This window comes from Algoriphagus alkaliphilus (assembly GCF_900103735.1).
Lineage (GTDB): Bacteria > Bacteroidota > Bacteroidia > Cytophagales > Cyclobacteriaceae > Algoriphagus > Algoriphagus alkaliphilus.
This window is the reverse complement of the sequence record NZ_FMXE01000006.1, coordinates 1-26,782: the sequence shown is the minus strand read 5'-3', so window position 1 is coordinate 26,782 and position 26,782 is coordinate 1. Positions and strand designations below refer to the sequence as shown.

At 42.8% G+C, this 26,782-nt stretch carries 19 protein-coding genes and 1 pseudogene; 14 read left to right on the top strand and 6 right to left on the bottom strand.

The window, feature by feature from the left end:
• Nucleotides 1-3 precede the first annotated feature (3 nt).
• The 10 genes from BLQ81_RS04810 to BLQ81_RS04765 all read left to right on the top strand — a co-directional run bounded on the left by BLQ81_RS04810 (nucleotide 4) and on the right by BLQ81_RS04765 (nucleotide 13,567).
• A complete protein-coding gene (locus BLQ81_RS04810; RefSeq protein WP_092728825.1) occupies nucleotides 4-780 on the top strand; it encodes a cytochrome c oxidase subunit 3 in 777 nt (258 codons plus the stop codon).
• A gap of 21 nt (nucleotides 781-801) precedes the next feature.
• A complete protein-coding gene (locus BLQ81_RS04805; RefSeq protein ID WP_092728824.1) occupies nucleotides 802-1,131 on the top strand; it encodes a cytochrome C oxidase subunit IV family protein in 330 nt (109 codons plus the stop codon).
• A gap of 505 nt (nucleotides 1,132-1,636) precedes the next feature.
• Nucleotides 1,637-2,305 carry an SCO family protein gene (locus BLQ81_RS04800; protein WP_092728823.1) on the top strand — a complete coding sequence of 223 codons (669 nt, stop codon included), beginning with the start codon at nucleotides 1,637-1,639 and terminating at the stop codon, nucleotides 2,303-2,305.
• Complete coding sequence (locus tag BLQ81_RS04795; protein ID WP_092728822.1) at nucleotides 2,292-2,846, top strand: DUF420 domain-containing protein; 555 nt, start codon at nucleotides 2,292-2,294, stop codon at nucleotides 2,844-2,846. The genes BLQ81_RS04800 and BLQ81_RS04795 overlap by 14 nt, the downstream gene beginning before the upstream one ends.
• Nucleotides 2,847-2,882: 36 nt before the next feature.
• On the top strand, nucleotides 2,883-3,128 hold the full coding sequence (locus BLQ81_RS04790; RefSeq protein WP_092728821.1) for a hypothetical protein: 246 nt from the start codon (nucleotides 2,883-2,885) through the stop codon (nucleotides 3,126-3,128).
• A 54-nt stretch (nucleotides 3,129-3,182) separates the two neighbouring features.
• The gene (locus BLQ81_RS04785; RefSeq protein ID WP_092728820.1) at nucleotides 3,183-6,887 is read left to right on the top strand and encodes a sensor histidine kinase; all 3,705 of its coding nucleotides are present in this window, start codon (nucleotides 3,183-3,185) and stop codon (nucleotides 6,885-6,887) included.
• 45 nt (nucleotides 6,888-6,932) lie between these two features.
• Entirely contained in the window at nucleotides 6,933-10,397 is a 3,465-nt protein-coding gene (locus tag BLQ81_RS04780) for a hypothetical protein (RefSeq protein WP_092728969.1), read from the top strand.
• Between the two features lie 63 nt (nucleotides 10,398-10,460).
• Nucleotides 10,461-11,165 carry an SDR family oxidoreductase gene (locus tag BLQ81_RS04775; protein WP_092728819.1) on the top strand — a complete coding sequence of 235 codons (705 nt, stop codon included), beginning with the start codon at nucleotides 10,461-10,463 and terminating at the stop codon, nucleotides 11,163-11,165.
• Nucleotides 11,166-11,168: 3 nt separating this feature from the next.
• The gene (ispG, locus tag BLQ81_RS04770; RefSeq protein ID WP_092728818.1) at nucleotides 11,169-13,151 is read left to right on the top strand and encodes a (E)-4-hydroxy-3-methylbut-2-enyl-diphosphate synthase; all 1,983 of its coding nucleotides are present in this window, start codon (nucleotides 11,169-11,171) and stop codon (nucleotides 13,149-13,151) included.
• Between the two features lie 221 nt (nucleotides 13,152-13,372).
• The gene (locus BLQ81_RS04765) at nucleotides 13,373-13,567 is read left to right on the top strand and encodes a DUF6728 family protein (protein ID WP_092728817.1); all 195 of its coding nucleotides are present in this window, start codon (nucleotides 13,373-13,375) and stop codon (nucleotides 13,565-13,567) included.
• A gap of 43 nt (nucleotides 13,568-13,610) precedes the next feature.
• Here BLQ81_RS04765 and BLQ81_RS04760 read toward each other — a convergent pair.
• Nucleotides 13,611-14,501 (bottom strand): annotated as a pseudogene (locus BLQ81_RS04760) (sterol desaturase family protein).
• A gap of 113 nt (nucleotides 14,502-14,614) precedes the next feature.
• Here BLQ81_RS04760 and BLQ81_RS04755 point away from each other — a divergent pair.
• Both BLQ81_RS04755 and ppsA read left to right on the top strand, forming a co-directional pair.
• Entirely contained in the window at nucleotides 14,615-15,691 is a 1,077-nt protein-coding gene (locus BLQ81_RS04755) for an amidohydrolase family protein (protein WP_245693176.1), read from the top strand.
• A 99-nt stretch (nucleotides 15,692-15,790) separates the two neighbouring features.
• The gene (gene ppsA / locus BLQ81_RS04750) at nucleotides 15,791-18,166 is read left to right on the top strand and encodes a phosphoenolpyruvate synthase (RefSeq protein ID WP_092728816.1); all 2,376 of its coding nucleotides are present in this window, start codon (nucleotides 15,791-15,793) and stop codon (nucleotides 18,164-18,166) included.
• A gap of 128 nt (nucleotides 18,167-18,294) precedes the next feature.
• On the opposite strand, the gene BLQ81_RS04745 is transcribed toward ppsA, so the two are convergent.
• Nucleotides 18,295-18,921 (bottom strand): hypothetical protein, encoded by a 627-nt coding sequence (locus tag BLQ81_RS04745; protein ID WP_092728815.1) that lies wholly within the window; start codon nucleotides 18,919-18,921, stop codon nucleotides 18,295-18,297.
• Nucleotides 18,922-18,968: 47 nt separating this feature from the next.
• Nucleotides 18,969-20,228 (bottom strand): LVIVD repeat-containing protein, encoded by a 1,260-nt coding sequence (locus tag BLQ81_RS04740; protein WP_092728814.1) that lies wholly within the window; start codon nucleotides 20,226-20,228, stop codon nucleotides 18,969-18,971.
• 197 nt (nucleotides 20,229-20,425) lie between these two features.
• Between BLQ81_RS04740 and BLQ81_RS04735 the strand changes: the two genes are divergently transcribed.
• Nucleotides 20,426-20,782 carry an MmcQ/YjbR family DNA-binding protein gene (locus BLQ81_RS04735; RefSeq protein ID WP_092728813.1) on the top strand — a complete coding sequence of 119 codons (357 nt, stop codon included), beginning with the start codon at nucleotides 20,426-20,428 and terminating at the stop codon, nucleotides 20,780-20,782.
• 420 nt (nucleotides 20,783-21,202) lie between these two features.
• Entirely contained in the window at nucleotides 21,203-22,162 is a 960-nt protein-coding gene (locus BLQ81_RS04730) for an ABC transporter ATP-binding protein (RefSeq protein WP_092728967.1), read from the top strand.
• Nucleotides 22,163-22,689: 527 nt separating this feature from the next.
• Here BLQ81_RS04730 and BLQ81_RS04725 read toward each other — a convergent pair.
• Genes BLQ81_RS04725 through BLQ81_RS04715 form a run of 3 tightly spaced genes read right to left on the bottom strand, consistent with a single transcriptional unit; the run spans nucleotide 22,690 to nucleotide 26,360 of the window.
• Nucleotides 22,690-23,217 carry an FKBP-type peptidyl-prolyl cis-trans isomerase gene (locus BLQ81_RS04725; RefSeq protein ID WP_092728812.1) on the bottom strand — a complete coding sequence of 176 codons (528 nt, stop codon included), beginning with the start codon at nucleotides 23,215-23,217 and terminating at the stop codon, nucleotides 22,690-22,692.
• A 10-nt stretch (nucleotides 23,218-23,227) separates the two neighbouring features.
• Nucleotides 23,228-23,959 carry a class I SAM-dependent methyltransferase gene (locus BLQ81_RS04720; protein ID WP_092728811.1) on the bottom strand — a complete coding sequence of 244 codons (732 nt, stop codon included), beginning with the start codon at nucleotides 23,957-23,959 and terminating at the stop codon, nucleotides 23,228-23,230.
• Nucleotides 23,946-26,360, bottom strand: a complete 2,415-nt coding sequence (locus BLQ81_RS04715; RefSeq protein ID WP_092728810.1) for a YfhO family protein — start codon at nucleotides 26,358-26,360, stop codon at nucleotides 23,946-23,948. The genes BLQ81_RS04720 and BLQ81_RS04715 overlap by 14 nt, the downstream gene beginning before the upstream one ends.
• Nucleotides 26,361-26,782: the final 422 nt, after the last annotated feature.

The following is a 26,782-nucleotide window of genomic DNA, read 5'->3' as shown; positions in this document are numbered from 1 at the left end:
TTTATGTCTGCGCATTCTACTGTTATTGGAGTAAGCTCGAAAAGAGGCGTTTGGGGAGGAGGAAATGAACCCCTGAAAGCAAGCTATGGAAAACTCATGATGTGGTTTTTCCTGCTTTCCGATATTTTCACTTTTGCTGCATTTTTGATCACCTATGTTGCAACTCGCATAACCTATCCGGCCTATGAGGGGCCTGCAACTGAGTTTGTTGGATCAAATGAATATTGGCCTGTGCCAGAGCTTGTCTTTGAGGCACTTCCGTTTCTTCATGGTGTTCATGCTCCACTGATCTTTGTAGGAATTATGACTTTCATTTTGATTGCCAGTTCAGTCACAATGGTATTGGCTGTAGAAGCAGGTCATCGAAATGATCGAAATGATGTGGTTAAATGGATGCTCTGGACCTTACTTGGAGGTATTACCTTCCTTAGCTGTCAGGCTTGGGAGTGGAATCACTTCATTCATGGAACTGAAAGTGGAACGGTTTTGACCTATATTAATTCATTGAATCAAAATGTAACCGAAACGGTATATGGAGCTAATCTAGTCGTCAATGAATATGGCCCGGCTTCTTTCGCTCAATTATTTTTCTTTATAACAGGATTTCACGGATTTCACGTAACCATAGGAGTATTTCTGCTTTTCCTTTGTTTTTACCAAGCAGCAGTGGGTGTGTATGATAAGCGTGGACACTATGAGATGGTAGAAAAAATCGGTCTTTATTGGCACTTTGTAGATCTTGTATGGGTATTCGTGTTTACGTTGTTCTATCTGATTTAAGCATTTAAAATTCCTCGAAATATGGAAATTCAAGAAAACAAATCGACACTTATAGTTGAAGCCCGCGACGAGCAAAAGATTAAGAAAGTCTGGAAAACAGCTTTTATTCTTCTTGCGATCACAGTGGCGGAGTTTATTATGGCTTTCACTATGGATAGAGGACTCATCCTTTATTTCCTGTTTATCGCACTGACTGTGTGGAAAGCCAAATACATCATGATGGAATTTATGCACCTTGGAGATGAGGTTAAGCCTTTGTTCTATTCAATTATTGTCCCGCTTATATTCTTGGTGTGGCTAGTGATTGCATTGGTAAAGGAAGGCTCTGACATCTTCCTGATGCGTTGGTAAGGTTCTAAAAAAAAACTAAAAGTGCCCATGATCCCGTAATTACGGGATCACACAGGGGGATGCCCCGAGCTATCGGGGCAGGGCATTATCCCGATGAAAGATCGGGACAGGCTATCTGACCAAAAAAAATCAAATTATAAATAGAATAATTGGCAGGTTGAAGTGAATCACTTTAACCTGCTTTTTTGTTAGTAAAATACCATTAAATCGAGCATGACCCAACGCGACACACAGAGGGATGCCCCGATAGCTATCGGGGAATCCATGCGAAGATTCCACCTGCCTGCCTGCAGTCAGGTGTGGCAATAAAAAAACAAAATATAAACACATGAAATGCCCATGAGAAAGGCTTCTCACACAGGGGAATGATTATCCAGGGCATTCCATCAGACCATTAAACAACAAAATATAAACAGATGAAATACCCATGTCGAAAGAGCGACACACAGGAGCATGATTATCTGGGGGTATTCCATGTGGCAATTAAAAACCAAATTATAAACACATGAAAGGATTGCGAATATTACAGGGAATGGTGTTGGTCTGCATATTACTGATCCCTGTCTTGGTGTTTTTGTTTTTAAGAAGCTTTGGTACCAATTCGTATGATCTCCCTATTTTTTTTGAAAAGGGTGTGGACAATCCTTTTCTCGAATGCCCTGTCGCCGATACTACCCAGCATTTTATACCTGATTTTACTTTTACCAATCAGGATGGACTTGCTGTAGGCAAGGCAGAAATGGAAGGGAAAATCACGATTGTCGATTTCTTTTTCACATCATGCCCGAGCATCTGTCCGGTCATGTCCAAAGAAATGGAACGTGTCAATGATATGTTTAGAGATGAACCCAATGTTCAAATTATGTCCATCAGTATCGACCCGGAATTTGATACTCCGACTATTTTAAAGACTTACGCCACTGAACACGGAGCGGTCAGCGGAAAATGGCATTTTCTTTCAGGCCCGAAAGATGAAACTTATCAGCTAGCTCGATGTGGTTTTATAATTCCCACACTTGACGGAAATGGAGTGCCCGATGATTTTGTTCATAGCGACAAATTTATCTTAGTTGATGAATTAGGAAGAATTAGAGGCTATTACAGCGGAACAAATAGGGAAGATGTTGACTTATTGATGTTAGAAACAAAAGTCTTATTACATGCAAGCAAATAAAAGTTTAACGCTTCAGGAAGAAGCAAAAGTTAAAAATTGGATTATTGGGATATCCATTGCGATTCCCTTGGCAGTAGCAGTCTTACTGTTTATGCCTACTAAGATTACGGCTTTGGGTGACTGGGTCTATTTTCTGCCTCATCTCAATGCAGTAATCAATTCGGCGGCTTCAGTGGCACTGTTAGTAGGGTTGATTTTTATCAAACAGAAAAAATACACCTATCATGGGGCAACGATGACCGTTGCGTTCATTTTGGGGGCTATATTCCTCGTCTCTTATATAATCTATCACGGTGCAGCGGAAAGCACTAGTTTCGGCGGAGAGGGATTCATTCGTACGGTTTACTACTTCCTGTTGATTACCCACATCATTTTGGCAGCAGTAGCACTGTTCCCGATTTTATTTGCCTACTATTATGGATATACCGATCAGCGTGATAAACACCGAAAAGTGGTTAAATTTGCTTATCCGATCTGGTTGTATGTGTCAGTCACAGGTGTGATTGTTTACTTAATGATCAGTCCTTATTATGTGAATTGATCATGAAAGGATCCATAAATCTTAACCCTGAATACCATGAAAATTAAATTTCTGATTCTGACTGTTTTCTTTTTTGGAATTCAACTGGTGAGCTTTGCACAGTGTGCGATGTGTAGAGCTTCTGTGGAAAACAACGTCTCCAACGGTGATACCAGTATTGGTGCCGGACTGAACAATGGTATTTTATACCTCTTTGTCATGCCTTACCTTTTGGCGGCGGTGATCGGCTATTTATGGTATAAATCAGCCAAAAAGAAAAAAGCAAAACTCTCACTTAGATAAGAGATCCAAAGGCAAAGTTTGATACCAGACTTTGCTTTTTTATTTTTAACATAAATGAGCCTCAAAACCCGAAGGCTGGTCATCTTGATCAGCGTAATTTCTCTACTCTTCGTTCTGATTTTAAACTTTTTCGTTTTGCAGAAAAGCGAAGAGGAGAAATATTTTGAGTCCATCCAAACTAAAATTCATAAGGTGAACTCCCAGTTTGACGAGGATTTTATCCGTGTTCTGATGGATGTAAGACCTGAGGACTCCATTACTTTTGAACATGTCAGTAACCCGAATCATATCCATCCTTTTTTCATTTTAAACACTTCGGGAAAACTCCTTTTTTGGTCTGATTTCACTACCACCCTTGATTTCTCATCCTTAGACTTCAATCAAGAATTCCAGCTACTCGAAGATCCATTTGGAACTTTCTTTGTCAAAATCAGAAAAATCAAGCGAGCTACCACTGACTACTACCTCGTTCATGCCTTACGACTGATTTGGCCTGGATCGATCGAAAATGATTACCTTAAAACCGGTCCGAATCCTGATTTTTTCGGAAATGATCGATTTCAACTTTTTGAAAATCCTGCAGACGGAACTTTTCAGGTCAGTTCTAATTCAGGAAAGCCAATTTTTGGAATAAGTTTTCAAGTAGGTTATGAACCGGTGGGTAGAGTTTCCAATACACCCCTGCTGATTTTTATCTGCTCCATATTTTTGCTTTACTTTATTTTAAGCTTTGATTTTTTAAGAAAAAAATGGAAAAACGGCTACCCTTGGCAGACGATAGGCTATGGTTTTTTGATCTTGTTTACCATTAGAATTTCCATGCTTTTGCTTGATTTTCCGGGTGAATTCTTTGAAACCTCCCTGTTTGATCCAGCGAATTATGCTTCTTCCTGGTTGAATCCAAGTTTAGGGGATTTGTTTTTCAATACCCTTTGTCTCGGATTTATATTGGGTTTGATCATTTTTCAATTTGCCTCTAAGAAGGCCTTTCAACAGGTGGTAATCTTAAAAAATGACAAGAAATTTCGACTGGCCTTGATTTTTTCTTTGCTCATGAGTACGTTTTTTTTTAGCCTAGTGTGGTTTCTTCCCAGGGATTTGATCTTCAATTCTCAATGGGTGTTGGATATCCGGTCTATTCCAACATTTGATCTATTCAAAGGCTTGAGCATTTTGATTTTGTTTTTGTGGGGATCAGTGTATGTGTTACTGTCGCTAAATTTATTCAGCTTATTGCTTAGTGTCAAAAAAGAGAAGCAGATTTATTACCGATACTTGAGTGGAATTGGTTTTCCGCTTCTTCTTGTTGCGGGGTATTATAGTTTTTGGTTAGGTGTCGCGGGATTGATTCATTTGTTTTTCCTTTTTAGCATCATTCGTTTTGAGCTTTATCAAAATGTATTCAGGTTGGGACTTGATACATTCTTGACATTCTTCTACGCCTGCTTAGTCACCGCAGGGATAATCGGGGTCAGTACTTTTCAATCAGAAAGGGAGCGACTTATACTTTCCAAAACAAGATTTGCAAATCAAAACCTGATTGAAAACGATGTGATGACGGAATTTTTCCTTGGAGATATTTTTTCCAGGGTAAAAAATGACCTTTTCATCCTTAACAGGATGGCTGACCCATTACTCTCCAAAGATCCTATAGAAACTAAAATCCGAAAGATTTATCTGGATAATTACTTCGATCAATTTGAGGTTGTCATCCGCATTTTCTCGGCTTCAGGTCAGCAAACTCAAGGGCCTCCGGAAGGACAGGATCTGAAGACATTGCGTCAGCAATATGTCAAAAGTGACTTTGCTACAGGTGTCCGTGATCTTTATTTTATCCGCGGAAAAGAAACTATTGCCAGTAATAAATTCGTGGCATTCGTTCCGGTGCTACGCGAAGATAATTTGCAGGGAACTCTTTATCTGGAGTTAAATCAGTTGCGGATTCAGCCGGGAAGTGTCTATCCCAAACTCTTGTTGGATCGAAAATATGCCGAAAAGCTAGATCCCTTAAATTATGATTATGCAGTTTTGAGAGACAAAGAATTGCTTCGCAGTTCCGGTACTTTCAATTATAATCAACCTGATTTCCTGACAATCCTGGATCGTAATCAGATCTTTCAAAGTGGGATATTAGTTCAGGGTTTTCATCATTTTGGACTGAAAAATGGAGAAGAGGTCATTATTCTCTCTTCCCCCACGATTTCTATTTCCCAGTTTTTTGGAAATATTTCCCTCTTTTTTGTGGCGTTTGTGTTTTTGACGTTTCTGGCTATTTTACTCAATACCCTTTTCAAAGGATATCGGAACTTTGAGTTCAATTATTCCACCAAGCTTCAGTTATACCTCAATTTTGCCTTCTTTTTTCCCATCATTATTATTTCCATTATTACGATAGGCCTCTTGGGAGGAAGCTATAAAGACGACCTCAACAGGCAATACATCGAAAAGGCGAGATTGATCCGAAGTAATCTCGGGGAATTCTTCAACAACCAAAACCCCGCAAGTATCGACCGGGATCTACTCAATGAGGAAATAAATACGCTGGCAAATACCATTGCAAGTGATATTCATCTCTATGCACCGAATGGTTACCTTGAGTCGTCCAACAGATCGAATATTTTTGATAAAAAAATTCTGAGTCCCTGGATCAATCCTTTGGCGATGTCAGGGATTATGGAAAAAAATCAAATCCAACTCCTGGCAGATGAAAAAATCGGTAAGCTAAAGTATCAGACCGTCTATCTGGCGGTACCCTCCCAGATCGATCAGTCCAATATCGGCATTTTGGCAGTACCCTTCTTCGAGTCCGAGACCGAGCTCAATTCTTTGATTTCTGTTGTATTGAGTAATATCTTCAATGCTTTCGTAGTTATTTTCATTCTCTTTTTGATTGTTTCATCCTTTGTTTCAAAAAATCTGACTCTTCCGTTTAAGTTGCTCACCCAAAAACTCAAAGCGACCAATCTTGAAAATAACGAACCGATGTATTGGGGCTCTAAGGATGAAATCGGACTGTTGGTCAACGAATACAATAACATGCTTTTCAAATTGGAAGCCAGTAAAAAAGTACTCGCTTCCACTGAAAAGGAGTCCGCTTGGCGGGAAATGGCCAAACAGGTAGCGCATGAAATCAAAAACCCGCTCACACCGATGAAATTGACTTTGCAGCATTTGCTTCGGTTGGATCAGGAAGGAAAGCTCGATGATCAGCAAAAACTTCGAAAATCACTGGAGACCTTGATTCACCAAGTGGATGCGCTCAGTGGGATAGCTTCTTCTTTTTCGACTTTTGCAAAAATGCCATTGCCAAAAAATGAGCTGATGAACTTCAAGACTGTTTTGATGCAGGTCTTGGAATTGTTTAAAAATGACAAGCGGGTGAAGATTGATTTTTTGGATGATTCTTACACTGAGGAAATCATCATCATGGGAGATGATAAACTTTTTGGCCGGGTGATTGCCAATCTTATCATCAATGGGATTCAAGCGATGGAGCAGGGGAAATTTCCTCACATCAAAATCTGGCTTTGGATGACCGAACAGTCGGTTTTCCTGGAGATCGCTGACAATGGTAAAGGGATTCCTCAGGAACTGAAGGATAAAATTTTCATCCCCAATTTCAGCACTAAATCTACGGGTTCGGGACTTGGACTGGCCATTGCAAAAAGTGGGGTGGAGACAGCAGGTGGAAAGATTTGGTTTGAAACCGAGGAGGGAAAAGGGACAACCTTCTACCTTACATTTCCTTTGGTCGAATAGTTTTGGCTTTTTAGTACATTGAAAGAAAAAGGGCCGAATGTACTGATGCGTGTTTGGATAACTTCCTTGGTTTTGTTTTTTGGGTTGAGTTGGACTGTTCAAGCTCAGGAAAAATGTCGCTGGTTCCCTGCCGATAATTTTGAAAAGCCTGCGGTATTGGACTCACTTTCTGCGATTGAAGCAAGCATCCTTGTCAATGATAAAAACGGGAATTCGTATCCTTTTCGCTATAATCTTTCAGATCGCACCCTTCAAGTCACTTTTGACCCAAGCTCGAAGCCTGACTCCATTCGAGTTTGCTATCGTACATTGACCATCAGACTGGATCGGACTTTTGCAAAACGAACCTTGGCCGAGAATTATGACTCTACGGCAATTTTTAAGGATAACCGAGTTCAGACTGTTCCTGGCTTTGACATACGAGAGGAACTTTTTCCAAGTACAAATTTGTACAAAACCGGAAGCCTGACACGTGGCGTTTCGTTTGGTAATACGCAGAATGTTTTTGTGAATTCTGCTTTGAACCTTCAATTGGAAGGAGATATTGGGGAAAATCTTAAAATCCGTGCGAGCATCACCGATCAAAATGTTCCATTCCAGCCGGAGGGGAATACCCAGCAAATTCAGGATTTTGACAACGTGTTGATCGAGCTGTATAATGATGATTTCAGTCTGGCAGCAGGAGATGTAGTCCTGCAGCAGCGGCAATCTGAATTTCTCCGATACTACAAAAATGTGCAGGGCCTTCAGTTTACCTCCAAATACAAACTGAAAAAAGGCTGGGAGGCAAGTTCTCAGGGTTTTGCTTCAGTGGCTAAAGGAAAGTTTGCCTCCATCCAATTGCCCATTCTTGAAGGGGTGCTTGGGCCGTATCGTGTAAGCGGCCCAAACAATGAGCGCTTTGTCATCATTATGGCAAATTCCGAGCGGGTATTTCTGGATGGCCGGCAGCTTCAGCGGGGCTTCAATGCGGACTATGTGATAGATTATAACCAAGCCGAAATCACCTTTACGCCCAAAATCCTCATTACCCAATATTCCCGCGTTCGAGTCGATTTTGAATTTGCGGAGCGAAATTATTCCCGATCCATTCTTGGGGCTAATCATCTTCAGACCAATGGAAAAGTAGATTTTTATCTCAATTATTATCAGGAAAAAGACAATCGAAACCGACCGCTTTTCACGGAGTTCACACTATCGGAACAAGCACTTTTGGCCGCTGTTGGGGATAATATTGAAAATGCGGTAATTCCAAGAATCGACTCAGTCGCCTTTGATCCTACCCGGATATTATATCAAAAGGTAACCGAGGTGGATGTTTTTGGAAATTCGGTGATTTACTACCGCTACTCGACCAATCCTGAGTTGGCCAATTTTGCTTTGGCGTTTTCTTTGGTTGGTGCAAATCAGGGGGATTACAGAAGAATTTCGCAACTTTCCAACGGGACGGTCTTCGAATATGTCCCCCGGGTGAGCGGTCAGCCTCAGGGAGATTATTCCATATTGACACAACTTCCCGCTCCGGACAGCAAACGGATGACCACTGCCGGAAGCAGAGTTAAGTTGGGGGAATTTGAAAAGGTGTATACAGAAGTGGCACTTTCGTCCACCGATAAAAATCTCTTTTCAACTACTGATGATGGGAACAATCAAGGCTTGGGATGGAAAATAGGCCTTCAGTCAGAAAACCGTGAATTGAGTCTTCTCAAAGGGTATCGATTCAGGGGCTTGACTGAGTTTGAGTATAATTCAACCAACTTCCAGTTTATTGACCGCTTCAGATACATTGAATTTGATCGGGATTGGGGGCTTTCACCTGAAATTTTGAAAAACCCGGCTGCCGAACGTTTTTTCCTGACTCAGGTCGGTTTGGAGAAGGACTCCAAAAACACCTTCAACTACAAACTTTACCTCAGAAATCGGGAAAATGTACTCAGCGGTTCTCAGCACACTGCAAATTGGAATACTGAAATCGGAAAACGGCTACTGTTGCGCCAGGAGTTTTTCAGCCTGAAAAGTGATCAGGATACCCTGACTTCGGATTGGACTCGTTATCTGGGTAATGTGAGCTTCCAATCCAAAATTCTGGTTCCGGGTTATCAGTTTTCGCTGGATCGTAATGCATTCAAAAATACCGAGACTGACTCTGTGTTGAGTACCGCAATGAACTTCAAGGAGCATTTGCTCTACCTGCGCAGTAATGACACCCTGAGCTATTCATTTTTGGTAGATGCGGCCTGGAGAGAAGATAAAGCTCCGGTAGGAGGAAGGCTGGTGGATGACACACGGGGATTTACCTCCAATTTCACCTTTCGTAAGCAGTGGACACAGCATAACCTATCCAGCACCTTTACCTATCGGGAATTGAAATTTTTACAGCGGGATTTGCCGACTGAATTGACCGTCATGGGAAAAGTAGATTATTCCGGAAGTTTGGGGAAAAATCTCATCCGAAATGAGGTCAGCTATGCCATCGGAAATGGTCGTGAGCTTCAACGCGAATTTGTCTACCTGCCCGCACCAAATGGAGACGGCTCGCATACTTGGCGGGATGACAACGGTGACGGAATTCAGCAATTGAATGAATTTTACATTGCAATCAATCCTGAAGAGAAGCAGTACATCAAAATCTTCGTCCCCACAGATACCTATGTCCAAGCTTACACCAGCTTGCTCAATTACCGCATACAGGCACGTTTTCCCGAGACATGGAAAGAGGCAGGGGGAGTACGGGCCGTTCTGCACAGATTTTCAAACACCTCCAGTCTAAGTGTGGAGAAAAAAGTGACTTCGGATGACTTTGGAGACCGGATCAATCCATTCATCGGTTCGATAGACCGGGATCAGATTCTTTCACTCCGGCAGATCATTCGGACAAGTTTCTTTTTCAACCGGGCATCAGCCAAATATGGTTTTGACCTTTCGCTCTTTGATTCTCAACTGAAACAATTGCTTTCCGGAGGTTTTGAAGATCAGATTCAGCATGACTGGAAGCTCAATACCCGATACAATTTCAATTCAGTGCTGACTTTGAGAGTTCTGGGAAGCACAGGGAACAGAACTTCTGCTTCTGACTTTCTGGAAAACCGAAATTTCACCATCCTTCAGTCGACCCTAGGACCGGAATTGGCTTGGCAGCCAAGCCCATTTTTCAGAACCACGGGTTCTTATTCTTTCACAAAGAAAGAAAATGCCCAAAACAAGGAGTATGAAGAAAAAGCCTCAACCCATCAAGTGGGACTCGATATGCGCTATGCGAAAGCGATTAAGACGACCTTATCGGGCAATCTTCGCTTGATCCAAATCAACTACAACGGGGAAGTCAATTCTCCGGTGGGCTACGAAATGCTCCAAGCTTTGACAACTGGCACCAATTTGACTTGGTCACTCAACTGGCTTCAGAAAATCGGCGAAGGTCTTCAGCTCAATTTGGTCTATGAAGGAAGGAATTCGCAAGGGCTTGCGCGGACTGTGCATGTGGGGAGAATACAAGTCTCCGCACTGTTTTGATAAATTAATGTAACTTTGCCAGCTCTAGATAGTTGTCATACTAACTATTAAAACACGAACAAAATGAGCAAAAGTATCCTCGTCACAGGAGGCACCAAAGGTATCGGCAGAGCAATTATTGAACGCTTCGCGAAGGAGGGATTCGATATTTATACCTGTGCCCGGAATGAGAAAGAGTTGGTGTCACTGAAAGCTCATTTGGAGGAAAATTTCCCGGGAATTAAGGTTTTGGCTCTTCCGGCTGACCTTTCTAAAAAAGAGGAAGTTGCAGTTTTTTCGGCGGCGGTGAAAGCAATCGGTTTGCCTGACGTACTGGTCAATAATACTGGTGTTTTTCTGCCGGGAGCACTTCATAATGAACCGGAGGGGAATTTTGAGTTCATGATGCATACCAATCTATTTTCTGCCTATTACCTTACCCGGGCTTTCGTCAATGAAATGATTGAGCGAAGGTCCGGTCATATATTCAGTATGGGCTCGATCGCGGGATTGACTGCCTATCCCAACGGAGGAACTTATGCCGTCACCAAATGGGCAATGCTTGGTATGACCAAATGTCTGCGCGAAGAACTAAAACCTCATCAAATTAAAGTAACTTCCATTCTTCCCGGCGCTACTTACACAGCGAGTTGGGAAGGAGTGGATTTGCCGATCGATCGGTTTATTCGTGCCGAAGATGTGGCAGAGAGCGTATGGGGTGCATATAACCTTTCGCCTCAAACTGTTGTTGAAGAAATAATAATCCGCCCCCAACTAGGAGATCTATAAGCTATGGAGTCATTGATCAAATCCCTCGATTCCCTGTATTGCGACAGCTTGACGCAGTATTCCCGAAGGAAAACCATCCCCGTCCGAGTCGGTGACATCACCATCGGTGGTGATAATCATATTGTAGTGCAATCCATGACCACGATTGACACCATGGATACCATGGGATCGGTGGAGCAGTCCATTCGTATGATCGAGTCAGGTTGTGAATTGGTGCGCATCACTGCTCCTAGTATCAAGGAGGCGGAAAATTTGAGAAATATTAAGGCCGAGCTTCGCAAAAGAGGCTATCAGACACCACTTGTAGCAGATATTCATTTTACCCCCAATGCTGCTGAGTTGGCAGCACGGATCGTGGAAAAAGTCCGGATCAATCCGGGGAACTACGCCGACAAAAAGAAATTTGAAGTCATTGATTATACTGATGCGAGCTATGCGGAAGAGTTGGATCGAATAAGGGATCGCTTTTTGCCGCTGGTGAAAATCTGCAAAGAAAACGGGACTGCGATGCGTATCGGAACAAATCATGGTTCACTCTCGGATCGGATTATGAGTCGATATGGTGATACACCGCTGGGAATGGTGGAATCAGCCTTGGAATTTTTAAGAATATGTGAGAATGAAAATTACCATGACATCGTCATTTCGATGAAGTCATCCAATACGCAGGTGATGGTGCAAGCTTATCGATTGTTGGTGCAAAAGCTGAACGATGGTGGATTCAAACCGTATCCGCTGCACTTGGGTGTGACAGAAGCCGGTGAGGCCGAAGATGGAAGAATCAAATCAGCGGTGGGAATTGGGACCTTGCTTGAAGATGGCTTGGGAGATACAGTTCGGGTTTCTTTGACCGAGGATCCGGAGTTTGAAGCTCCTGTAGCCAAGGCTTTGATCGATAGATATACTGGAAGAAAAGCTCATTCTCCGATTGCAGAAATATCCCATTATCCAGTTACTCCTTTTGAATACAACAAGCGACACGTCTCTGAAATCTATAATTTTGGTGGGCATAATGTCCCAAGAGTAATCACTGACATCTCGAAAATCGAAAAAGTAACTGACAGAGAGATGAAAGTTGTCGGTCATTTCTACTTACCTGAACTGGACAAGTGGAAAATGAATGATCAGGGCTGTGATTTTGTGTATTCCGGATCCAATCCGATTCCTTTCATGCTGCCAAATGGCATGAAGGAAATTCAAAACCTGTCCGTTTGGGAAAAGTCAATTGATCCGGTTAATAAATTCCCGCTATTCAGACTTGAGGAATACAAATCAGCGGAAAGATTCCATTCGGAATTGAATTTTCTGGAGATATCAGATGAGGAAATTGAGACTGCTATTGCTGTTTTGACTGGAAGGAAAGACACGGTTCTAATCCTGAAAACTTCTAATACGCACTCCATGCCTGCTTTGCGAAGGGCCTTTGTGAGTCTGTTGGAAACCAATTCTGAAATTCCGGTGGTACTTAAAGTAGCCTACCCCGATCAGTCAGCCGACGCTACTACACTGCATGCTGCTACGGACGTGGGAGGTTTGCTGATCGATGGATTAGGCGACGGAATTATGATTTCTCTGGAAAAAGAAGCCGAACATACCCGTCAGGAGATTTTGGATCAGATCAAATTGCACAATTCCGTGAGTTTTGGTGTGCTTCAGGCAGCCCGAACCCGCATGTCCAAAACTGAATATATTTCCTGTCCCTCCTGTGGTAGAACACTATTTGACTTGCAAGAAACTACCGCAATGATCCGAAAGCGAACAGATCACTTAAAAGGGGTGAAAATCGGTATCATGGGATGCATTGTCAATGGACCCGGTGAAATGGCCGATGCAGACTATGGCTATGTAGGTTCGGGCAAAGGCAAAATCACACTCTACAAGGGAAAGGAAGTCATGAAGAAGTCGGTCCCTTCCGAAAAAGCCGTGGACGAATTAATCAACATCATCAAGGAAGATGGGATGTGGAATGAGCCTGAGACTATTTAGGGAAAAGTTGAAATACGGTTGAAATATCATTGAAATAAATAACGCTACGCGTCGTGAAATACTTACGAACGTGTTTCCACTATTTCGCCGAAGGCGTATCTCATTTTGCGAAGCAAAAGTTATTTCAACTGTATTTCGCGTAGCCTTTTTCGCTCAGCATATTTCACAATAAAATAAACTTATCCCTAATTCAATCTGTTAAAACCTCAAATTCAGTAATCATGTCAGAAAACAGCAAAGTCAAAGAATTCTTCAAGTTGGGTGAGGTTGGAAATTATTTCTTGAATGTTTTCAAAAAGCCTGATCCAAACAAAACGACCAATTTCAACTTGCGGATGATGCATGGAATTAATAAAATATCCATTATCGTTTTCCTGTTTGCAATAATCGTCTGGACAATTAAGCGTTTCATATAAATGGTAAGCGCTCTCTCAATAAAACTTCAAAGCTGATTCCTTATCAGCTTTTATTTTTTCCAAAAATCCGTTGAAAGGGTTCTACGTTTTGTCCGATAAAATCCTCGGGAAAATGATCTTCATCAGGCAACCCAACAGGTAAATTTTCATCATCGGATGGCCAGTAGTTAGTGCGGAAAATGAAATCCTAAACACTCAAAGTAATCCCGTAATTAAAGCCATTTGGATGACTTTCGGGAAGATTACGTGCATGGTGCCAAAGATGCATTTGGGGGCCATTGAGAATGTATTTGAATGGGCCAAGAGGGATTTTTAAGTTGGCATGACCAACCTGACCGACGACCAAAGTGAAAATATGAACGATAAAAAAATCGGTGATCCCAACTCCGATCATTGCCAAAGGCAAGTATTCTAAGGTCCGGTAGATTACATTTTCCATCCAATGGAATCGAAGTAAGGCAGCAAAACCCATTTGCCTCGTGCTATGGTGCACTTTGTGAAATTCCCACATCCAACCCACATGATGATACATGCGATGGATATTCCATTGCATGAAGTCCCGGACGATGAAAATCAATATGATTTTCCCCCAAAAAGGCCATGTTTCGATATGAATTGCCACTAAATTGGAAAATCCAAAAAGCCCAAGAAAGTCATTAAATAGCTCCACTGCAACCATGGAAAGCGCATTGTAAGCGACCAGCGCAAAAAGGAAGTAATTCCAAAAAAGGTAAAACAAATCCATCCAAAAGTCCTGTCGAATGGCAGGTTGATCTTTTCTCCAAGGAAAAACCAATTCCAAAATCCAAATCAATAAAGAAGCCCCAATTAGCCAATAAAAGTAGTTGTGCCAACTTGGATTAAGTATTTCATTGATCAGGTAATTGGCATAGCCATAGTAGCCATCCACAATTGCCTTGAAGTATTTTTCCATTGGTCAAATATCACGAATCACGAACAAAACCGATTGAGGAACAAGCTTGTTTAGCGGAATATTTTTTCAAGGACTTTTATTTTCTAACTTATCTAGGCTAAATAATTCCTCCCATGATCGACCTGATGTTTTCCTTGATGCTTGTTGCATTGATTTCGCTTTCATCTGATTCTGATGAAAATTATTATTCGATGAATGAATTTCAAAAGGTCAGAAAAATCGATACCCATACGCATCACAATTCAGAAAGCACGGCTTTAATAGAAGCTGGCATCGAGGCTAATTTTTATCTTCTGACTGTCAATGTTGATGTTCCGAGTTATCCTCCATTGCCGGAACAGATCAGGCTTTCACTTTTGCAAAAGTCGAAAAACCCGAAGCATATCGATTTCCTTTCCACCATTTCACTTGAAAATTGGAAAGATCCCAATTGGGCTGAAAAGGAAATTGAGCGGATCAAAAAGACCTTTGCCCAAGGTGCAATCGGGATCAAAATCTGGAAGAATATCGGAATGACCTATAAAGACGAAAATGGAGAATTCATTATGGCGGATCATCCCCGCTTAGAACCTATTTTCCGATTTGTCCAAGATCAGGACAAGACACTGATGGCACATTTGGGCGAACCCAAAAATTGCTGGCTTCCGCTGGATGAAATGACTGTCAACAATGATCGCAATTACTTTAGAGATCATCCCGAATACCACATGTACTTGCATCCTGAATACCCAAGCTATGAGCAACAGGTGGAGGCGAGGGATAATTTACTGGCAAAATTTCCCGAAATCCGATTCGTAGGAGCTCATTTGGGAAGCCTGGAGTGGGACATCGACGAGCTCGCAAAGCGGTTGGATCGATTTCCAAACATGGCAGTAGATATGGCTGCAAGAATTGGTCACCTTCAGTTTCAAAGTCAAAAGGACCTGCAAAAAGTCAGAAACTTCATAATCAAATACCAAGACAGGCTGATTTATGGGACCGATTTGGGGATTTCGGGAGATCCTGATCCCAATCGGGTTAAAGCGAATGCCAAAGCGACATGGGAAGCCGACTGGAAATACTTTGTCACATCTCAAACCATGGAAAACAGCGTGGTAAGCGGAGTCTTTCAAGGCCTGAAACTCCCCAAAGAAGTGGTGGATAAAATTTACTTTCACAATGCGGTGAAATGGTTTAGACCTGATATATGAGGTTTTTAGTAAGTGTGACTTTTATCAACTTTTAGCATAGGATTACTCATATTTTTTTAGCCGGATTGCCCGTAAGTTCATCTTCCTAAATAACTGAAGATGAAAGATCTAATAATTCCTTTTGAGCGTCTAAAAATTGTGGATGTCGCCCGAGTAGGAGGAAAGAATGCCTCCTTAGGCGAAATGTTTCAAGAACTCCATCCGCTCGGGATCGAAATTCCCGACGGTTTTGCCGTCACAGCAGATGCTTATCGACTTTTTATTCAGGAAAATGAATTGGAAGATTTTATCAGACTCGAGTTATCCAAGTTGGATCAGCATGATTTTTCCAACTTAAGGGAGGTGTCATCCAGGATAAAGGAGAGGATGCTTAAAGGTACAATTCCTCAGGTATTGGCTGACCAAGTTCATTCTGCCTATCAAAAACTTTGTGAAAAAGCGGGAAGAGAATTGGATGTGGCAGTTCGCAGCAGCGCCACAGCGGAGGACCTACCGGGCGCGAGTTTTGCCGGACAGCACGACTCTTTTCTCAATATCAGAGGAAATGAAAAACTTGTTTCAACGGTTCGTTCATGCTTTGCTTCCCTTTACAATGGGCGTGCGATTAAGTACCGCTTTGACAAGGGCTACGACAAACATGTCATAGCGCTCTCCGTTGGCGTTCAGCTGATGGTAAGGGCAGATTTAGCCTGTAGTGGTGTCTGTTTTTCAATCGATCCCGAATCGGGCTTTTCCGATGCCGTGTTAATAACCGGATGTTGGGGGTTGGGTGAAAATATTGTTCAAGGGGCAGTCATACCTGATGAGTTTTTGGTTTTTAAACCTTCCCTGGCAAAAGGTAAAAGGGCGGTCATTTCGAAAAAAGCTGGCTCAAAGACCAAGACGATGGTGTATTCAGAACAAGGTGGTGTGCTCAACTTGGATACTGATCCTGATAAACAAAGAAAGTTCGTTCTCAATGATGATGAAATCGAGACTTTAGGTCGCTGGTCAGTAGCAATTGAAAATCATTATGGCATGCCTATGGACATCGAGTGGGCTAAAGATGGCATCACAGGAGGGCTGTTCATTGTTCAGGCTAGACCAGAAACAGTCCATTCTGAAAAAGACCCCTTTATTCTCAAGGAATATTCACTTACCCAAAAGGGGAAACTTCTGACTTCAGGATATGCAATAGGCAGTGGGATTACCTCCGGAAAAATAAAGATTTTGCATTCCCCAGCTGAAGCTCATCTCTTGAAGGAAGGTGAGATATTACTTACAGAAATCACCAATCCGGATTGGGATCCGATTATGAAAAAGGCAGCAGCCATCCTAACAACGAAAGGTGGAAGGACCAGTCATGCGGCTATCGTAGCCCGGGAAGTTGGCGCTTTGGCAATAGTGGGAGCGGAGGGTGCGCTTGATGTCCTGAAAACCGGTGATCTGGTAACAATTGACAATGCCTCTGGCAAAATAGGGAAAGTCTATGAAGGAAAACTCCAATGGACTTCAATCAATCACAATTTCAGAGGGCTGGAGCTTCCCAAGACTAAGCCCATGTTCATTCTCGCTGACCCAGATAAAGCATTTGATCTTTCATTTTTTCCCAATCAGGGCGTTGGCTTGATGCGGATGGAATTTGTGATCAGTAAAAGCATCCGAATTCATCCCATGGCCCTAGTGCATTTCGATCAGTTGGAAAATGAACTGGAAAAAGGAGAAATAGAAAGCCTTTGCCAGGATTATTCAGACAAAAAGGCATATTTCGTGGATAAACTTTCGCAGGCAGTGGCAACCGTCACCGCCGCCTTTTATCCTAAAGAAGTGATCTTGAGGATGAGCGACTTCAAGTCCAATGAATATGCAAACTTGATCGGAGGAAGTCAGTTTGAAGAGACTGAAGAAAACCCCATGTTGGGTTTTAGAGGAGCTTCGAGGTATTATCATGAGCGATATCGGGAAGGATTTGCCTTGGAGTGTGAAGCGGTACGACGGGTTCGGGAAGATATGGGTTTGGTAAACCTGAAGCTGATGATCCCATTTTGCAGGACCCCGGAGGAAGGGAAAAAAGTCATCTCCTTGATGGAAGAGATGGGACTGAAGCAAGGGGAAAATGGTCTTGAAATCTATGTGATGGCCGAGATTCCATCCAATGTCATTCAGGCCGATCAATTTGCGAGCATTTTTGACGGATTTTCCATTGGGTCAAATGACCTCACTCAACTTACCCTCGGTGTAGATCGGGACTCTGAGGTTTTAGGGGAGATTTTTGATGAAAATAACACTTCTGTTAAGTGGATGATCTCTGAAGTAATTCGAGTAGCTCGTGCTAAGGGCAAGAAAATCGGTCTTTGCGGTCAGGCTCCAAGTGATAATCCACAGTTTGCCAAATTCCTTATCGCCCAGGGAATAGACAGTATTTCATTTAATGCTGATGCCCTGCTGAAAGGAATTGAAAATATGATCCATGCAGAACGAGCGATAAAAAATTAAATAAATAAAATCGAGGCTGCCTGTGGTAGACAGGTGTGAGATTCTCTGTTACCATAAAAAATCAGATTATAATCCTAGGAAGAGGATGTATGATTCGATGACCCGGAATCTTCTGAAAATTTTATTCATCAAAAAATAAAACCCATTCTTGCCACCAAGCTGTGAAATAAATAGGTGGTTTCTGTAATGGAACTGTAGCCGGGTGGAAGCTTCGAATTGGTAAATGGCCTAGGGGTTGGGTTGAAATCAAAATTCCCCATAAAATAGCCCAGCTCCTGTCTTTTGTAAGCAATACTCATGGTAAGCGCAGTTTTTTTACCCCTAGTGGAGGGTAATTTTACGCCGATGGAAGGACTGAGCAATAGTCCACCTTGGTGCCAGCTTTCATACCATTCTGTTTTTTCCTTTTTTTCAAGCAAAGCAAACCCTCCTCCAAGATCAAATCCTCCGATGAGTTGAGGCCTGTTTTCTTTGCCCAGAAATCCCCTCCAACCCAATGCGACGGGAAAAACCGTAAGCGGTTCGTATTGGTCAAGGCCTACTGAAAGTCCCAAAACCTGATTTTTGGAAATTTCTGCGCCATGAAATGATATCAATGAAAAATCAACTCGGTTTTTGTTTTTCCCACTCCAGTTTTCAATAGGATTTCCTATTAAAACTCCCAGCTCAGTTTGATTGAAGTAGGGTCTATTTTGGCCAAAAGCTGGAAGGTAAGCGAAAATCCAGAAGCCTAAAATCAGTAGTCTTGTAGTCATTTTATCACTTTAGAATTTTGGCCCAAAATAGTGGAGCACATGAGCTCCTACTGTACGTTTACCGGATTTTTCACGTTGATGCAGCTTAATTTCTTGAGCTTGGAAGGTGTGTTGTAGTCAAACTGACAAACGCCATCAGGTCCGATCACAATCAGGGACTTTGGACCGGGAATGATGTCTACAGATTTCATTGATTGCAGAAACTCCAGCTGGTTTTGATCAATCCCCATTACGTTGGCGACATTGAAGCTTTTCAAGCCATGCTTTCCTTCGGCCACGTAGAGGAAATCGCCTGCCAAAGCCAAACCGTGGGGATTGAGCATCGGATACGCCTTTACTAATTTGGGTTGGCGTAGATTGGCAATGTCCACTACCTGAAGTTCATTGACACCGTTAAAGCAATTTCTCCCATTCCTGAGTGTGACAAATGCAAACTTTTCATTGACAACCACAGGATCACATGCTCTGACATGCTCAAAAACCGACATTTTTTGTGGATTGGAGGGAGTCTTGGCATCATAGATATGCATGCCTGAGTTGGATCCGATAAAGAGATTTTCCTGGAAGGGGAAAATGGTCTCTATTCCCCAGCCAAGATTAATGTTTCGGATATGCATGGGCTTGGCAGGATTTTTTACATCAAAAACCCGCAGACTGTAATCATCCACTGCGTACAGATGTCCGCTCATCAGTGTGAATCTCGCCATGGATCCGCCCTGACCATAACTTTGCGCGGCACCTGAAAAATTGGATGCAAAACTTGCACGGGAATCGCTCAGAAAAAACCCTCTTCCCATAAATCCATGATCCGATTCACTGGTTAGGACGGTATCTTTGAAAGTCAGAATAACTCCGGTGTCCGATGTGGTATATAGGTGATTGAAGACATCCTTCACCCGTTCCACCAGTTTGATAGATCGGATATTGCTGATATCAAACACCAGTAAATCGACGTAATTGTCAGCGTAAAGCATGTTGTTGTTGACAGCGAGATCCACATTGCCTTTGATGGGAATGAAATTCAGGTTTACGGGCGAAGCCGGATTGGTATTGTCTAATATGTGAATACCCTCCTGCGGCTCGTTGATCAGTAGGTAATTTCCGTAGAGGTAGATTTTGCCCGGATTCTCCAGTTCATGTGCGGGTTCGATGGTAATCGTTCTGGCCCGAACATCACTCATCTGAAGGTAAACAGGCATCATTGCCCGATACGTGTAGGTAGTAGTGACTTCGTCTTGGCAGGAAGAGAAAGAAATGGCCGAAATCAAAATTAGGATTGAGGCGAAGACTGAGTTCAAATTTTTCATAAAAGGCAGTATTTGGATTTGGAAAAATCGAATTACCTGTAATACGTTGGTCAATCGGGATTTGCTACATTACCCTCATAAGAAATATTGGATTTCTATTTTTTAAAGTATAAAAGATCGCTCATGCGTCCTTCCTCGGTCATTTAGTTGGGCGTTTTTTTTAATTTCATTGTTCAATTTCAGACCTACACTTCCGAATGACCCTGGAATATTTTCGAAACCATTGCCTTTCACTTCCCGCAGTGACTGAAGACACGCCTTTTGATCCTACCACACTTTGCTTTAGGGTGGGAGGTAAGATCTTTGCGATTATGGATATGGAGGTTTTCGAATATGTCAATTTGAAATGTGATGCGGAGCGTGCGATCGAATTACGAGAGCGCTACTTAGGAATTACTCCGGGGTATCACATGAACAAAAAACTTTGGAATTCGGTCAGCGTGCGGGGAAATGTTCCGGATCCATTGGTTTTGGAACTTGCCAATCACAGTTATGAATTGATCATAGAAAGCCTGCCTAAGAAAGTGAGGGAGAGTTTACAGTATAATCAGTAGGCATTAGGCAGTCGCAGGTGAGGGACCATGTATGTTGTAAACGGTGAAAAGTAAGCGGTAAAAAGTACGATTTGCGATTTATGGAATACTAGGATTTGGGTGAGTTCATCGGATTGGCTCTAGCTGATTTTTGAAATAAGAGGTTGTGGGTAAGGTGATGCATTTGACCCTATTTAACTTTACAACCTTCCAACTTTATAACCTTTCAATCTTAATCTTGAAATACGAGATACGAAGTACGGGGTTATGGGTGAGTTGAGGCATTCGACTTTGGTAAACTTTACCGCCTTGCAACTTTACAATCTTCCAACAATTACAAATTTTTCAATTTTTCAATCTTCCAATTTTTCAATCGGTCAATAATTGTCGAATATCGATCATCGAATCTCAAATTCCGAACCCCAAATTTCAAATCCGATTATGTCCTATTTCTCCATCCGCAAGGTTTCCAAAACGTACGATTTGCACCCTGCCCTGCATGAGTTTTCACTGGAATTGGCCAAAGGGCAATTTATTGCCATTGTGGGAGAAAGCGGATCAGGAAAAAGCACCTTACTGCGAATCATGGCAGGCTTGGAAACTCAAAGTTCGGGTGAAGTTTGGCTTAGAGATCAACAAATCCAAAATCCAGCCCAAAAGCTGGTTCCCGGATATGATGAAATCAAACTGATCCATCAGGATTATCATCTGAATGCCAATTCCACTGTGGAGGAAAATATTTTTCGTCCGCTGCTCAACTATGACCGGGAATATGCCCGTAATCGGGTGGATCGTTTATTGTTTGATTTGGGACTTGAAGGGCTTAAGTATAGGCATCCGCGTCAGCTGAGTGGTGGTCAGCAACAGAAAGTCGCCATAGCGGCGGCGATTGCCGTGGAACCGGATGTGCTTTTACTCGATGAGCCATTTAGTAGTTTGGATGCGATTCAGAAGCATAAACTGATCGCAGAACTCAAAGCGTTGTTTTTGGAGATGAAGACAACTGTGGTTTTTGTGACCCATGATCTGGACGATGCCCTCCGGCTTACGGACAATCTGATCATACTCCAAAAAGGGAAAGTGGTACAAAATGGAGGGTCTCAGGAGCTCTGTGAGCATCCTAAGACGCGCTATGTGGCACGGCTTTTTTCCACAATCAATCTGATCCCGGACCGGTTCAATTCCTACCTCCGACCATCGGATGTAAGGCTGCGAACTAAGGGAGAATTGATGGGGCATGTGATCGATCAGCGGTATTTGGTTCATTACAACTCCCTTTCGATTCGCTTAAAAAACGGAGGACAAGTCTGGGAAGTCGATGATCCGTTTCGGAAGTATAAGGTTGGGGATCGAGTGTATCTGCATTTTGATGAGGAGAAGGTGCTGATGTTGAAGTCCTGATTTTTTAAAATGCTCACAGATTACACAGATGAGCACAGATAAAAGATATCTGTGAACATCTGAGTCATCCGTGAGAAAGTTTGATTTTTTGTCCAACTGAGATTAAAAACTGATCACTTATTCCTCGTATTCTAAAAAGTGTTGATGCTGAAGTCCTGATTTTTTTTTAAAAGCTCACAGACTACACAGATGGGCACAATTAATTGCTTTGTTGAAATAACATATTTCGTTTGCGGAAAGAATCTTTTGCACTTTTTTTTAACCGCAAAGACTGCGCAAAGAAAGAAAATCGAGTATAAATCTCCATTTGATCTTCAAATGATTTAAAGGAAGCAATCCTTTTCAAATACACAAAGTAAAAAAGCTAAAGCTTTTTCATCTCGTTTTTAAATTCAGCTGAGTTTTAAAAAATCATTAGGCTTAAAAAAAGCAAGTAGTCAGTAGCAATCCACTTACAACTGACTACTTACAACACTTAACAGGAATTATTAACGATTTATGTGAGCTGATCACTACCTACTGATCACTCACTCCTCGTGCTCCCCGTGCTCTCCATGCACATGGCCATGAGCAAGTTCCTCTTTTGTGGCTTCCCGCACTTCCAGGATATTCCCTTCGAAATGTAGTTCAAATCCCACCAAAGGATGGTTGAAGTCCAACAATAGATTTTCACCCAGATCTTTCAGCACTTTTGCCTGCATGCTGTAGCCATTTTCGTCCATCAGCGGAAGAAATTCTCCTTCTTTCAACATCTCAGGAGAGAAGCCTCGTTCTCCAGAAAATTGCTCCTTTGGAAGTGTAATGAGCAATTCCTCGTCAGGTTCTCCGTAGGCTTCTTCTACCTTCAGGACGAAAGCAAAATTCTCTCCCTCTGCTTTTCCACTGAGCAGTTCCTCGAATTTCTCAGGAAGCCCACTTTGCCCATAGATAAAATAAAACGGGTCTTCTTCGTCCCGGATTTCCACACTGAATGGAGCAGATTCGATGTCGTCCTCGTTTTTACTGACTTTGAGTTCGTAGGTCAGGCCTACCACTACATTTTCCTGGATGTTCATTGGTTGGGGGTTATTTGGTTAGGCCATATTTCAGGCGAATGAGCAGTCGTTCTTTCAATACAACCCACTTGCTGCGTGGCGTAGAGGTTTTTAGCGGTTTTGCTGCGCGAAAGACAAAGTACTGGTAGTCTTTCTCGGCAAAGAAAAGCGAATAAGTTTCCATCTTTTCAAGGTAAAAACCTGCATTGGTGATGCTTTTGATCAAATCCCCTGAGTCCAAAGGCTGATCGATCACCTGTAGTTTTTCGGGTTCATTCTCGATCATCCATTGCAAATAACGGGGCGATGGTATGTGAATAAAAATTACCGATTCCTGATGCGCATGTTTGCTGATATTCTGGAAAAGTCGAAAATGCTGATCCACCGGAATATGCTCCAACACATCCGGAAAGACGAAGAAATCAAAGGTCTTCCCCTTTTTGTCAAAGTCCGACATATCCGAAACCTCGAAGCCCAGATTGGCCTGTGATTTCCAGAGCACCTTGGCTTTTTCAATACTTTCCGGAGAAATATCCACCGCCAAAACTTCCCCATTCGTGACCTGCGTAGCCAGCAAATGAGAGACAGTTCCGATTCCGCAACCTACCTCAAGGATGCGGTGATTTGACTTCAGTCCGGCAGCTTTTACCTTGTCCAAAATGCTCAGGTGACGGGAATTGATTCCGGTTTTCTGTTGCTTCTCGGCAAACTGATCGTAAAAACTAACGACTTTATCTTTCTGATCCGGCTTAGGCTCTTGCATGGTTTTCTTTATATGTGAAGAAGATTCCGCCAATCAAAGTCAGGACAATCAGGTATTGGAAAATCACCATCGGAGTTTTGGTCGCGTAAAAGCTTTTTGGGGCAAAAGTAAAAACAACCTCATGCGCTCCCGCGGGGATTTCCAAGCCTCGGAGCAGGTAATTTACACGGAGTATTGGAGCCTCCTTGCCATCAATTGTTGCGATCCAGCCCTTTGGATAATGGATTTCTGAAAATACTGCCAAGCCTCCTTGATTCATAGAAGCTTGGTATTTCAGTTCATTCGGAGCGTTGGAAGTAAGTGAGATTTGACCGGATCCTGCGCTGATTTGTCCAAATTCAGTTGTATTGAGGGTTGCTTGGGATTTTGTGTCTATTTCTCCCAAAGCCTCAATTTCTTCCTGATTTGAAGTCACGGAAACAATTTCAAAGGGTATCCAGGCCGCACCGTTTGCCTCCGGATTTTTGAAGACCGCATTAGCTTCTGTCCCCGCAATGAGGTATTTGGTGTTCAGCATATTCATGATACCTGATCCTTCCCAGTCAAAATTTCCCTCCTGAGCTTTTTTGATAAAGGCCTCCAATTCAGGCTGGAGTTGATTTTCTACTAAATCCTGGTAGCGACGAAGCTTTGCTCCATGGTATCCTCCCAAGCTGTTGAACCGATAGCTTGTTCGGGCGCCTTGGGTCAGTCCTTCGGTCAAGGGAAGCACCCGGAAATATTCCTGATCCTGGGCAAGGGACTTTTCTGCGGGAGTCTCGGCAAAAAACTGTCGGGAAGGATTGCCCTGAAATGAATCTGCATTGAGATAGCGACGGTTGATCGTCCAGACATCAATAGTGATCAAGGCGATCAATCCCATTCCTAAAATCAAGTCGGAAATTTTGCCTTTCAGGTAGAAATAAATCAAGCCCATTGCGGCGACTATAAATGCCAAACTTTTCCAGGCAGAAGCAGAAAGCATGGACTTTCGGTCGGTTTTCAGCGCTGAAGCAAGCCAATCCGGATAATTTACATCTGCGGCACCTTCAAATCTGAAGAAAGCTCCGGAAGCGACCGCCAATATCAAGACTAAACCTCCAACGATTCCACCCGAAATCAACAGGGGCTTGAGTTCCTTTTTTTGTGCCAGCCTCTCCAGCGAAATCATTCCCAAAATCGGAATTGCGAAAAGTGTCATGCCCAAGGCCATGGACACGGCTCGAAACTTATTATACCCCGGCAAAATATCGAAAAGCAGGTAGTTGAACCATGCGAGGTTTTTACCCCAACTGAGCATCACGGATAAAATGATGATAGTTCCAAAGGTGATCAGGCTTTCCTTTGGCGCAGCCCAAATTCCCAGAATCGCAAGAAAAACCAGAATCACGCTTCCGTAAATCGGTCCGCCTGTAAATGGCTGATCGCCCCAATACGTAGGTGCGCCTTGGATAAATCCGTTGATCTGGGCAGGATCCATTCCCTGGGAGCGGAGGACTTTTTCGGATGCGGAGTCTTTGGGGAGTGGCGTACTGCTGCCTCCTCCATAAAAGTCTGGGATCAACAAAGTGAGTGTTTCCAGTTTACCGTTTGACCATCCAAAAGCATAATCTTTATCCAAACCGGAGGATTTTGCTTCTAGGGTTGAATTTCCCCGTGTTGAATAGGGGCTATATTCCAATGCTGTTGCCAGTCGCCCGATATTTCCGCCAACTGCCAAAACTGCTCCCAAAACCAGAAAACCAATGGTTTTGGAGAGCACGGGAATCCCTTCTTTTTTCCAGTCAAAAACCATCCGGACTACCACATAAATCACAGAAATAATCAAGGTGTAGTAGGTGATCTGAAGGTGATTGAATTTGAGTTGGAGCAAAAGTCCCAAGGCTAGAAGTGCTGCGCCAAGGATGCGTTTTCGCTCAAAAGCGAGATGAATGCCCGCTAAAATCAGGGGGATCAAACAGACTGCCCAGATTTTGGCATTATGTCCGGCTTCGAGAGAAAGTAAATTATATGTGTTAAAGGAGAAAGCAATTGCACCGCCGATGGCGAAAACCGGTCTGACTCCAAAGCTTAAAAGTAAAATGTACATTCCCAGCATCCCGAAAAACAAGCCGTTGATCGGGTGGGGAAGTCCAAGAGTCAGGACTGAAATCACAGCATTGGTGATATCACCCGGGAACTCCAAGCTGATGAAATAGGCCGGCATGCCACCAAACATGTTATTGGTCCAGAGTAGCTGTTCCCCGGTGTTCTCCCGATGATCCAAAACGGCTTTTGCCGAACCTTCCCATTGTAAGATGTCTCCCTGAAAGATGATTTTCCCGTCAAAAACCATCGGAGAGAAATACAGGACTACAATGAGGTAGAAAAGGACTATGCCCAGCAGGTGGGGAAGCAGGTCTTTTTGAAAATTAAGTTGCATCAATAGGGATGATTTGCTACGCTCCAAAATTAAGTCTGCAAATTAGGGATTTAATGGGAAAGAGCGAGAGGATATGATTTTTGGTAATATGTGTATTCGGTTAGCTGCACGTACCCAAATAAAGGTAGAATTAAGTTCCAATTGAATGTGCTGTGGACTGTTGACAGTCGTCTGTGGACGTGTATCCGCATACAAAATACCCCAAATCTAGTCCACGTGCATCAGTGCGGATACACATATGTGTGCCTTGAAGCGGAGGAATAAGTCCTACGCATGCTGTTGAAAAGATGATGGTAGGTCCATCGTGTAGGCTGTCAGCCAGACTTCACAAACCACTTTATGGTGCGTTTCACCGAAAGGTACTCGTATTGAGCGATAAAGAAAAGGCGGAGGTCATCCGTCAGGTGAGTAACGGGGAGTTG

What these genes read in the sequence shown, in the direction of transcription:
- BLQ81_RS04810 (WP_092728825.1), top strand. Translation starts at nt 4, where the DNA reads ATGTCTGCGCATTCTACTGTTATTGGAGTAAGCTCGAAAAGAGGCGTT.
- BLQ81_RS04735 (WP_092728813.1), top strand. Translation starts at nt 20,426, where the DNA reads ATGACCCTGGAATATTTTCGAAACCATTGCCTTTCACTTCCCGCAGTG.
- BLQ81_RS04805 (WP_092728824.1), top strand. Translation starts at nt 802, where the DNA reads ATGGAAATTCAAGAAAACAAATCGACACTTATAGTTGAAGCCCGCGAC.
- BLQ81_RS04725 (WP_092728812.1), bottom strand. Translation starts at nt 23,217, where the DNA reads ATGAACATCCAGGAAAATGTAGTGGTAGGCCTGACCTACGAACTCAAA.
- BLQ81_RS04740 (WP_092728814.1), bottom strand. Translation starts at nt 20,228, where the DNA reads ATGAAAAATTTGAACTCAGTCTTCGCCTCAATCCTAATTTTGATTTCG.
- BLQ81_RS04795 (WP_092728822.1), top strand. Translation starts at nt 2,292, where the DNA reads ATGCAAGCAAATAAAAGTTTAACGCTTCAGGAAGAAGCAAAAGTTAAA.
- ppsA (WP_092728816.1), top strand. Translation starts at nt 15,791, where the DNA reads ATGAAAGATCTAATAATTCCTTTTGAGCGTCTAAAAATTGTGGATGTC.
- BLQ81_RS04745 (WP_092728815.1), bottom strand. Translation starts at nt 18,921, where the DNA reads ATGACTACAAGACTACTGATTTTAGGCTTCTGGATTTTCGCTTACCTT.
- BLQ81_RS04790 (WP_092728821.1), top strand. Translation starts at nt 2,883, where the DNA reads ATGAAAATTAAATTTCTGATTCTGACTGTTTTCTTTTTTGGAATTCAA.
- BLQ81_RS04785 (WP_092728820.1), top strand. Translation starts at nt 3,183, where the DNA reads ATGAGCCTCAAAACCCGAAGGCTGGTCATCTTGATCAGCGTAATTTCT.
- BLQ81_RS04730 (WP_092728967.1), top strand. Translation starts at nt 21,203, where the DNA reads ATGTCCTATTTCTCCATCCGCAAGGTTTCCAAAACGTACGATTTGCAC.
- BLQ81_RS04715 (WP_092728810.1), bottom strand. Translation starts at nt 26,360, where the DNA reads ATGCAACTTAATTTTCAAAAAGACCTGCTTCCCCACCTGCTGGGCATA.
- BLQ81_RS04800 (WP_092728823.1), top strand. Translation starts at nt 1,637, where the DNA reads ATGAAAGGATTGCGAATATTACAGGGAATGGTGTTGGTCTGCATATTA.
- BLQ81_RS04775 (WP_092728819.1), top strand. Translation starts at nt 10,461, where the DNA reads ATGAGCAAAAGTATCCTCGTCACAGGAGGCACCAAAGGTATCGGCAGA.
- BLQ81_RS04765 (WP_092728817.1), top strand. Translation starts at nt 13,373, where the DNA reads ATGTCAGAAAACAGCAAAGTCAAAGAATTCTTCAAGTTGGGTGAGGTT.
- BLQ81_RS04780 (WP_092728969.1), top strand. Translation starts at nt 6,933, where the DNA reads ATGCGTGTTTGGATAACTTCCTTGGTTTTGTTTTTTGGGTTGAGTTGG.
- BLQ81_RS04720 (WP_092728811.1), bottom strand. Translation starts at nt 23,959, where the DNA reads ATGCAAGAGCCTAAGCCGGATCAGAAAGATAAAGTCGTTAGTTTTTAC.
- BLQ81_RS04755 (WP_245693176.1), top strand. Translation starts at nt 14,615, where the DNA reads ATGATCGACCTGATGTTTTCCTTGATGCTTGTTGCATTGATTTCGCTT.
- ispG (WP_092728818.1), top strand. Translation starts at nt 11,169, where the DNA reads ATGGAGTCATTGATCAAATCCCTCGATTCCCTGTATTGCGACAGCTTG.